This is a genomic window from Caballeronia sp. RCC_10 (genome assembly GCF_041360715.1).
Classification (GTDB): Bacteria; Pseudomonadota; Gammaproteobacteria; order Burkholderiales; family Burkholderiaceae; genus Caballeronia; species Caballeronia grimmiae.
In genome coordinates, this window is the sequence record NZ_JBFUPT010000067.1 from 1 (window position 1) to 9,676 (window position 9,676).

Annotated in this window: 7 protein-coding genes and 2 pseudogenes; 7 read left to right on the forward strand and 2 right to left on the reverse strand. The window is 58.3% G+C overall.

The annotated features are described in order from the left end of the window. The 4 genes from AB6804_RS30965 to AB6804_RS30980 form a co-directional block, all read left to right on the forward strand. Positions 1 to 186: hypothetical protein (locus AB6804_RS30965; protein WP_370889701.1), on the forward strand; the 186-nt coding region annotated here is incomplete at its 5' end. A gap of 240 nt (positions 187 to 426) precedes the next feature. Next, on the forward strand, positions 427 to 1,710 hold the full coding sequence (locus tag AB6804_RS30970) for an IS256 family transposase (RefSeq protein WP_370889702.1): 1,284 nt from the start codon (positions 427 to 429) through the stop codon (positions 1,708 to 1,710). A 497-nt stretch (positions 1,711 to 2,207) separates the two neighbouring features. Continuing rightward, positions 2,208 to 2,390, forward strand: coding sequence for a hypothetical protein (locus AB6804_RS30975; protein WP_370889703.1), 183 nt, complete (start codon positions 2,208 to 2,210; stop codon positions 2,388 to 2,390). After that, positions 2,387 to 2,605, forward strand: a complete 219-nt coding sequence (locus AB6804_RS30980; RefSeq protein ID WP_370889704.1) for a hypothetical protein — start codon at positions 2,387 to 2,389, stop codon at positions 2,603 to 2,605. Before AB6804_RS30975 ends, AB6804_RS30980 begins: the two co-directional genes overlap by 4 nt. A gap of 1,441 nt (positions 2,606 to 4,046) precedes the next feature. On the opposite strand, the gene AB6804_RS30985 is transcribed toward AB6804_RS30980, so the two are convergent. Both AB6804_RS30985 and AB6804_RS30990 read right to left on the reverse strand, forming a co-directional pair. Next, positions 4,047 to 4,466: a PAS domain S-box protein gene (locus tag AB6804_RS30985; protein WP_370889705.1), complete on the reverse strand. Its 420-nt coding sequence runs from the start codon at positions 4,464 to 4,466 to the stop codon at positions 4,047 to 4,049. A 184-nt stretch (positions 4,467 to 4,650) separates the two neighbouring features. Continuing rightward, a pseudogene (locus AB6804_RS30990) lies at positions 4,651 to 5,859 on the reverse strand (class I SAM-dependent methyltransferase). 914 nt (positions 5,860 to 6,773) lie between these two features. On the opposite strand from AB6804_RS30990, the gene hmpA reads away from it, so the two are divergent. The 3 genes and pseudogenes from hmpA to AB6804_RS31005 form a co-directional block, all read left to right on the forward strand. Next, complete coding sequence (gene hmpA, locus AB6804_RS30995; protein ID WP_370889706.1) at positions 6,774 to 7,988, forward strand: NO-inducible flavohemoprotein; 1,215 nt, start codon at positions 6,774 to 6,776, stop codon at positions 7,986 to 7,988. A gap of 946 nt (positions 7,989 to 8,934) precedes the next feature. Continuing rightward, positions 8,935 to 9,414: a universal stress protein gene (locus AB6804_RS31000; protein WP_370889707.1), complete on the forward strand. Its 480-nt coding sequence runs from the start codon at positions 8,935 to 8,937 to the stop codon at positions 9,412 to 9,414. Between the two features lie 32 nt (positions 9,415 to 9,446). Then, positions 9,447 to 9,596: pseudogene (locus AB6804_RS31005) on the forward strand (DUF1840 family protein); the annotation flags it as partial. Positions 9,597 to 9,676 lie beyond the last annotated feature (80 nt).

The following is a 9,676-nucleotide window of genomic DNA, read 5'->3' on the forward strand; positions in this document are numbered from 1 at the left end:
GCGTTTTGCTTTGTCGATGTTTTCCATTTCCTCATTCTCTCAGGAGTTGAGGTCTCCGGAAAACCCGGTGCGCTTCAGTTTCACCATCTGCGCGTTCTCCGTCGCTTGATCTTCGACGGCAACTCACTCACCAGAGGCGATCAGAGCGGCGATGACGAGGCCGAGCGCGAGCCCCCGGAACGTTAGACAATGCAGCGTCACGGACTCACCACGGCTGCTCGGAGCCGTGCGAAGTTCCGAGGCGCAAGCATCAAACACCAGTCGTCAAGATGCGGAACCGTGCACGCAAGGCCGGATTGTCATTGACATTGGAGCTATCGTTGAAACTGGTGTACGCGGCGTGGAGAAGAGACGGAAGAAGGCGGTGGCGATTGAAGGAGAATGTTGCTTCTCACGGTAACACTTCCACAATCGAACTCCACCACCATGGCGAAACATACGCAAGAAACTAGCGGCAGTCAAACAGCAGAAGAAGCGCAAGTCGCGAGGGCCGCCGGCCTGGACGATCTGATTCAGCAAGGGGCGCGGCGAATCATCCAGCAGGCAATCGAGGCGGAACTGGCAGTGATGCTCGAGCAATATTCGAATGTGAAGACGATCGATGGGCGGCGGGCGGTCGTGCGCAACGGCTACCTGCCAGAGCGCGAGATCGTTACGGCCGTGGGACCGGTGCCTGTTCAGGTGCCGAAGGTTCGCGATCGTTCGGGCTCCGGCATCAAGTTCAATTCGACGATCGTACCGCCGTATGTGCGCAAGTCGCCGCGGGTGTCGTCGTCGCTACCGTGGCTTTACCTGCGTGGTGTCTCGACAGGCGACATGGGCGAGGCGCTATCGGAGTTGCTGGGCGAGCAGGCCAAAGGGCTGTCAGCAAGCGTCGTGAGCCGTCTGAAGGGCGCATGGTCAGAAGAGTACGAGCAGTGGAACAAGCGTGACCTCTCGGCCTCGCGCTGGGTCTACTGGTGGGCCGACGGCATCCATACGCAGGCCCGCGCGGAGGATTCGGACGGGCAGTGCCTGCTGGTGATCATCGGCGTAAAACCGGACGGCTGCAAGGAGCGAATGGCGCTCAGCGACGGCTATCGCGAATCGAAGGAATCCTGGAAAGAGCTGCTGCTCGATCTGAAGAAGCGAGGTCTGCAGGCGCCGCCGCTGCTGGCAGTCGGCGATGGCGCGATGGGGCTGTGGGCAGCGCTTGAAGAAGTGTTTCCACAGACACAGCACCAGCGCTGCTGGTTCCACAAGGTCGGCAACATCCTCAACGTCATGCCCAAGTCGCAGCACGGCAAGGCCAAGGCGGCGCTTACTGAAATCTGGAATGCCGCGACAAGAGCCGATGCGATCGTCGCGTTCAACGAGTTCGTCGACACTTACGCGGCAAAGTATCCAAAGGCCGTCGAGAAACTCACGAAGGACCGAGACGAATTGCTCGCATTCTACGACTTCCCTGCCGAGCACTGGCAGCATGTGCGGACCACGAATCCGATTGAATCGACGTTCGCGACGGTGCGCCATCGCACAAGCCGCACACGTAACTGCCTGTCGCGCGCAACCTTCCTCGCGATGGCGTTCAAATTGATTGAAGCCGCCGAAAAGTCATGGAGGAAAATCCGCGGCGCAGAGAATATCGAGGCGCTTCTGAAGGGTATCCCCTTCAAGGACGGAACCCCGGTGATTGAAAGCACACCGGCTCCTCAATCACTGGCCGCCTGATCACGCCGTCCGATCCGCGTACACCAGTCTTGACGATTGCTCTTGACATTGCTTGCCTCGATAGAGGCTTCGAGCACGGGCGCCTGTTTGCATAACTCCAATCCTACTGATGTCCTACGACACGTCGTCGCGAGCGGTGAAGTTGCTGGAAACACGTTGCCTCTAGACGCTTCTCAACGCCGTCAGCGCGAACTTGAACGACGTCGGACGGCTGCCCACAAAGATCGGCACGATCGGATGGATAAAAACTGTTCTCTGCTGCATTGATCCGCCCGTTACGGATATTCGTCTTAATATTTAGCGGAGTCTTCTTGCCAAACAATGGGAATTTAGACGAACGATCGGATTTTAACGGCAGTTTCACGTTATCCCTACTAAACAAGTCACTTGGATACATGTTTTAATCGCTCCATGCGTGAACAAAAATATAAACTGTCTTAGTTAAACGACGTACGGATCAGCGATATGCGGATCCCCGTGACCTTGAGGACGTCGCCATGAGCGACATATTGGTCGGCTGTAGTTTCGCTGGAACCGCCGTCCTAATTGCAGTTCCTGCGATACTGAAACATTACATTCGAGAGCGCGAACGTGATCGCGTGGTTGCTAGCCTGAGAGAACAAGCGGCCAATTCAAAGCCGGAAAAAGATGACCCACCGTCGGTTATCAAGCGAATATGAACGTCAATGAGCTTAGAAGAAAAGAGCTTGCTCACATTGAGACGGTTCTGACAGTTTTGGAAACGTCGCAAAAGGCGTTTTCCGCCAAATGCCTGCTCAGTCGACCGAGCTATTGGAAGGCGAGGGTGCTTACCGTTTGCAATGAAAATGCAGAGGCCGATATATCGGCAAGGGCGCAGAAAATTCTCGACCGCCTGGCTGCGATTTCTCAATAGTCGCGCGGATGCCAATAACGCGTGTATGACAGCAGCGGGAGACGTGGGAGCTGACGCGCTTCTAGCTCGCGACAGCCGGGAATGACTTTCTTGACGTGGGGTTTGCTCTTGGTGTGCTCCGTAGGGCTGCGCCGCGAATAGTTTCGAGGGCAGCGGCCGTCTGAACGTCGCTGCGCTGCAGTCGAGCGAGGCCGTTCGGTGGCCCCGAACTAAGCCATCGATGGGCCTGCTTCTGATTTTATGCGATCGCGTAGTCCGCCTGGCGTGTTCCCGTACGCGCATCGGCGTTCCGAAAGGCTTCAGCCCGCGCGATCATTCGGGATAGAGCGTCTACGTGTCGCGCCGCTCTAGCCTTTTCCATTTCGCGCAATGTTGCCACAGTTGCTCCACTCGACGCGGGCCTGCCCCAAGATAGCGTGCCTCGTCGCGTCATCGCCTGCTTCGTGGTGAGCTCCAGACAAGCCAATCGCCGGCGAGTGGTGACGCCAGTGCGGTCTCGTCATTGAGCTTCGCGGACGGCGGGACGGTGTGGACACGGTGCTCGCGCTCAGCGATCTGCCGACGGGCCTCCAGGCGGGCCGGGCAACTGAAGGAAGCTACGACGTCGTACGTTTCCGCTGTTCAGCATTACGAAGAAAAGGAAATGAGCGTCATGCGTCGAACCTGCAGCTGTCGGGGGCTCGCGATTTACATCGAACTGCGAACACGTAGTAGGAGAGGTGAGAGCCTTGCTCCGCATAGACCGGCGAGCCGGAATGCGGAGCAGCTTCCTCATCTATTGGATCAAAAAGGTTTGTGGCCTAGGTTCGCATCCTTGGGTTCGTATCGTTGCGAAGGGGGAAGGGCAGGCGTCAGTGACCTCATTGTTGATTCGGAAGGGCAGGCTCCGCGTGCGGTACATGCTCGCAAGAGCCATACGTATCTGGGGCGAAGACAATGGAACGACTCTAGCTGCGGCGCTTTAAATGGAGGACTTCGCGGACAGACCCGGCAGCGCTCGCGCTGCATCGACGCGCGCTGCTTCCTCGGTAGGAAACGCTTCGGATGACTGCCCAAGCACGACAGGCGCGGCGTTGTCTGCGGAATAGGACACAACCCCCCAAACCCACCCGCCGGCTTGGATTTCCACTTTGATGTCCAACGGTTGAGACATCTCGGCCTCCCGTCTTCCTTGTAGACGACCTGTACGATGGCCTCAATGTGAACCGAGATCTTGTATCGCAAGGTCCGCCGCCTCGACGTTCTTTCCGAGCGCGATCTCGCGATCGTGACGATAGCAAGGGTTACTAGCACCTTCCTGCGCCTGCATCGAAGCGGCGCATCTTGCCGTCTTTCACTGTCACTCCTCGGACCCCTGAGGTGCTGTCTCGCGAACGTTCGCACAGCACCCGTGTGCGTTTGCTTACTTCCCTGCGAGCCCCTTTGCTCACGTTTTTGCGTCCTACGCTCCTGCGTCATCCCGATGCCGGAGCAACCTTTGCTGCTCTACACGCGACGTCACATCTCGCGCTACGGCGACCGAACCGAGGACAGCGCCTTGCTCGCCTCGCACCAGTGCGAAGCTCATCTCCACGTAGAGTTTGTGCCCATCCTTGTGGAGCGCGCGCGTGAGCGTCGCTCTGCCATGCAGACGCGCCGAGCCACTCCGTACCGCCGCTTCGAACGCCCGCCAATGCGCCGTGCGCAGATGCTCGGGAATGATCAAGTCGAGGTTCTGACCGAGTGCTTCGGGCTTGCTGAAGCCGAAGAGCCTGACACAGGCCTCATTCCATCGCTCGATCGTCCCCGACCGGTTTGCATAAACAACCGCGTCTGCGATGTGCTCCACAATCTGTTCACTGAGCGAGATAATGTCCTGCATGGTGAGGCCCCCCGCGGCACTCGCCGGCATCAATGGGCGAGTAGGTTGAGTGAACGCTGACAATCATGGAAATGGGAATGCCAGTTTTCGCGATCTTTCGGGCTGCGGCGCGTAAGCACGTGGGGCGCTTTGCCGGATGGCGGTCCGGAAAAAGTACAATGCACTCTCGCCTTGCTCAGCCGCACTAGCCGTCATACATGTACCTACGGGACCACGGTAGCTTGCTGGCGCGCATCCCCGCCTTGCGCGCGACGATTTGATAGATGGCGACATCATCGTTCTCAAAGGCGTATGCGCAGCCACCCAGATAGATGCGCCAGATGCGGAACGTCTGCTCGTCGACCATTTCGCGCAACGTTGGCGCATTCGCTTCGTAGTTGGCACTCCACAGTTGCAGCGTGCGCGCATAATGGCGGCGCAGGTTTTCCACGTCAAATGCTTCCAGCCCGCCTTCCTGCATGGCGCTGAGCGCGAGGCTAAGATGCGGCAGCTCGCCATCGGGGAACACGTATCTATCGATAAATGCGTCGCCGCCAAATCCCGATTCATCCGACTTCGCGCTCGTCGTGGTAATGCCGTGGTTCATCGCGATACCCTCTTCGGTAAGAAGGCTCTGCACACGCGTGAAGTACTCGGAGAGATTGCGGCGGCCCACGTGTTCGAACATGCCGACGCTCGTCACGCGGTCGAAGCGGCCCGTGACATCGCGATAGTCCTGCAGGCGAATTTCTACGCGATCGGATAGGTTCATGCCTTGACGCGTTCCGTGGCCCAGTCGAACTGGTTCTTCAACAGCGTTATGCCGACGCACCTCGCGCCAAACTTGCGTGCCGCGCGAATCACAAGCGCGCCCCAGCCGCAGCCGAGGTCGAGCAGGGTCTGGCCCGGCTGAAGCTGTATCTTTGTGAGAATGTGGTCAATTTTTTTCTGCTGGGCTGTCGCGAGATCCTCTTCGCCGTTTTCAAAGTAGGCGCAAGAGTAGACCATGCGGCGATCGAGCCAGAGCTTGTAGAACTCGTTCGAGACATCGTAGTGGTATTGAATGGCCCGCTTGTCGGCGGCCTTCGAATGCGCAAAGTAGTGTTCGATGCGACGCCGCCTTCCCAAAAATTTCGGGGGCGGTTCTGGCAAGCGCATAGCCGACGTCGATAAGGTCGTTAAGGCTCCCTTCGATATCGATTTTCCCTTCCACGTAGGCTTCGCCCAGCGTGTCGAGCCCGGGCGAAACCAGCAGAGGCATGGCCGCCGCCGATTTCGCATGGAGCGTTACCGCAGGCTTCTCGAACGTGCCAAGGTCGTGCGACTGGCCGTTCCACAAGGATATGCGCGCCGGGACATTCGTTCGTGTGCGTACGCTGTCCGCCCACGAGGCTAGCTTCTTTTCCCAGAACATCAGCTTTTCCTTTACAAGGCTGCAAGTTGCGTACTGCCTACGGACGAGCCCGTTGCGGGGTCAGCCGTCGAAATCGCGATGCGAACGGTGACGAACATGATCCGCGCAGGTCAGGAATTCCTAAAATGTTTGATCAACGCGTTCCCGTGCTGAGTACCGAGCGTGATCGCGAGCGCGTCGAATCGCTTTCCAACATGCGTGCTCGAGATACGGACGGCTTCGCCGCGGCCGGCCCTGACCGCCGGGAGGCGTCGTCAGTTGCAGTGACGGGCATCCCTCAACATCTACCCTTGCCCCGATACCCAGGTGATGTCACGGTCTAACTGTGAGACGAGTACGAACATGCGAGCCGCGACCAGTCGTGACGTTGTATCACGTCATGATACAAGTTATCCACATGAACTTGCAATGGGAACACTTTCTTCGGCGCGACGGCGACGGCGGCGACGGTCCCCAACGGTCACTTGCTCGCATGACAACGCTGCCTCGCGGCGTCCAACGCGCACACCCGCACTGATCTGCATGATGGTGAGTGATCCGGACCTTCGTCAGGTGACGTTGAGCAGCGCATCGAGTGGGATCGCAGGCTTGAGGCGTCGCCGGTGATCCTCAGCGAAGGCGATGAAGCGACGTCGCCGCATTCCCGTAAAAAGCGGAACGCATTGGCATTGCGACGCCAGATCGCAGCGCCCAGGTTTCGCGGATTGGTTGCTGGTGGGCGAGTACCAGCGTAGGCTGGCTGCACGGATGAGTCTAGATCGAGCGCGACCGCGTGTCACTGTCGCAGCTGACCTCGCAGCGTTATGTTGTGCCTCATCTCGGGTCACGTAGAGCCGGTTGATACTCGCGCTGCAGGGGCGGTATCGGTATCGGTATTGCTGCAAAAGCGTAGTTGAAACGTCGGGAGAACAAGGATGCTTACGCAGAAGACGAAGGAGATAGTAAAGGCCACCGCGCCCGTGCTCGCGGAACACGGTTATCCGATCATCAAACGCTTCTATACGAGACTGTTTGAAGCGCACCCCGAACTTAAGAACGTGTTCAACATGACGCATCAGGAGCGCGGCGAGCAGCAGCAGGCGTTGGCGCGTGCAGTGTATGCCTATGCGGAAAACATTGAAAACCCGGCAAGCCTAGCGGCGGTGCTTCAGAATATTGCGAACAAGCACGCGAGCCTTGATGTTCGTCCAGAACAGTACCCAATCGTCGGAGAGCACCTCCTTGGCGCGATCACAGACGTGCTAGGCGATGCCGCGACTGACGATATCATCTCCGCATGGGCGCAGGCGTATGGAAATCTGGCCGATTTGCTCATGGGTATGGAAAGCGAACTGCGGGAACGATCCGCCGGTGCGCTGGGCGGCTGGAACGGATGGCGACGCTTTGTGGTGACTCAGAAGCGGCCAGAAAGCAGCGTCATTACATCATTCATTCTGGAACCTGCAGATGGTCAGCCTGTCGTCAACTTCGAGCCAGGTCAGTACATAAGCATCGCGGTCGACGTGCCGGCACTGAAGCTACAGCAGATTCGCCAATACAGCCTTTCTGACATGCCCAACGGTCGGAGCTACCGCATATCGGTGAAGCGGGAAGAGGGCGATGCGACGCATCCGCCCGGTACTGTTTCATCGCTGCTGCACGATCATATTGAAGAAGGCGACCAAGTCAAAATCGCGGCGCCGTACGGCACGTTCTTCATTGACGTCAACGCGACGACACCCATTGTGCTCATCAGCGGCGGCGTTGGTCTTACGCCGATGGTCAGCATGCTCAAGCGCGCACTGCGAAGCCCGCAGCGCCAGGTCATATTCATTCACGGGGCACGCAATAGTGCCGTGCATGCAATGCGCGATCGTCTTAGGCAGACGGCCGCGACCTACACGAACTTCAAGGCCATCGTCTACTACGACGAGCCGTTGCCCGGCGACGTACAGGGGACGGATTTCGACCGAAGCGGCTTCATCAACTTGGCTGATCTGAAGGAGGTCATTCTTCTGCCAGACGCCGATTTCTACATCTGTGGGCCGATTCCTTTCATGCGCGTTCAGCACGACGCGCTGAAGGAGCTGGGCGTGCAGGAAACGAGAATTCACTACGAGGTCTTCGGGCCTGACCTATTTGCCGAGTAAGCGTCACATGCCAGGTGCTGGGTGGAATCGGGAGCGGTTGCGGGATGCTCGTAGAGAGCCGCGGTACGCTCCGTCAAGCGAATCCAGCGCCCGACGACGGGGGACATACGAGCGTCGTTGGCCTTTTTTAGGGCCGACTGTGCAAGTGCAAGCCATCCCACAAAAACCGGAGTCGTACATCGCTCTGACGCGTTCGTCACGGTCACCAACCCATCCGTTGAACTAGTAAAACGGGCTTTCATGCTGCGCCTTATCGCATTTCCACCCATCGGTTCCGCTAGTGCCTTCGAAGCCTGCCGTGATAACGACGAGATAGTGCAAGTCGGCGCAGACGCAAACTTGCGAGTTCCGAGCGGCGTCGACCGCGCACCGGTTCGCGAGGTGGGCCCTGTGCCCAACCGTATATGCGATATGTACGAGACAGAATTCGCGTCAGCAACGTGCCGGTACTCGACGGCGTCCCGATGAGGCTGGCGCTGACTTGTCGCGATGACGACGTCAGGCCATCACACGCCTGAGGCTGACCTGCTAGTTCAGCCGCCCCGACCGTAGAGCGCGAGTAAAACGAACAGTAGTGCCTTTAGAAGACTGTAGGCCAATACGCTAGCGAGAGCGGCACCGGCCAAGACAGAGATGATGCTTATCAAGAATTCGCTGGATGTGGTTTTCATCGCCGCCTTCATCGACATGTAAAGCCGTCAGCAGAAATGCGGCTGACCGCTAGCCATCTATTCAACGGACGCACGGGCGGCTCGCCCGCCCGATGGAGCGATAATCGCGGCGTCATTCGGATAGACAAGGCACTGAGATATCGCGGGAGTCATGCTGCGGGTTGGTCGACGCCCAGTCTTACATGATAGGGCGATTAGCCGCTCGTTCGACATTCGGGTCCCACTGCGTCCTTTTACATCATAATGTGATATAATTGAGTTAATGTGGCGGGGGCATGATGGCCAGCTATCGTCGATTACTCTTGTGCTACAACGCCACGCGCGAAGGGCGCTGCGCGCTTCGTCTCGGCGCTCATCTTGCCCGCGAGCTTCGCGCTGAAACGCATCTTCTCGCCGTTCTCGACGATTCAGAGTGGATGCGAGGCCTTGATGTCGTTCCTGCGATTCCTTTTCACCTTGAACAGGAGACCGCAGCGGAGGTGCTGCGTGAAGGCGTCGACAAATTGGCGAGCCTCGGCGTCGTCGCGCAGGGCCATCTGGCGATCGGAAATCCGATGATGCAGATTCCTTCCTTTGCGGAAGCGCTCAATATCGATCTTATCGTCGTCGGACATCACCGAAGCGGTTTCCTCTCCCGTTGGTGGACCGGTCAGGACGATGGCCGGCTGCTTGATCGCGTCAGGTGCAGCGTGCTGGTGGCGATGGATCAGCAAGAGCCCGACACGCGACAGCAAAAGCCCGCAAGATCTGCATAAACTTCAAGGCCCTTGCGCCAGGGAGTACGACTATGTTAGTCACGTTTCATTCGAAGGCTACGCCCGATGTGGTGATGTTGCGTGACCTGGCAGGTTATCTGCTCGGCGTCATCGGGAAGCGTATCGGTTCCAGAGGCGTCATCGTGCACGCAGAGGTAGACGCGGCAATTGAGCGCCTGGAGACGGTGAGAGGTGGCGCCGGGAATTCGGACAGCTCGGTAAGTGGAAAAAGCTGGGGTCCGAGTCGGCCATAATGGCTGGC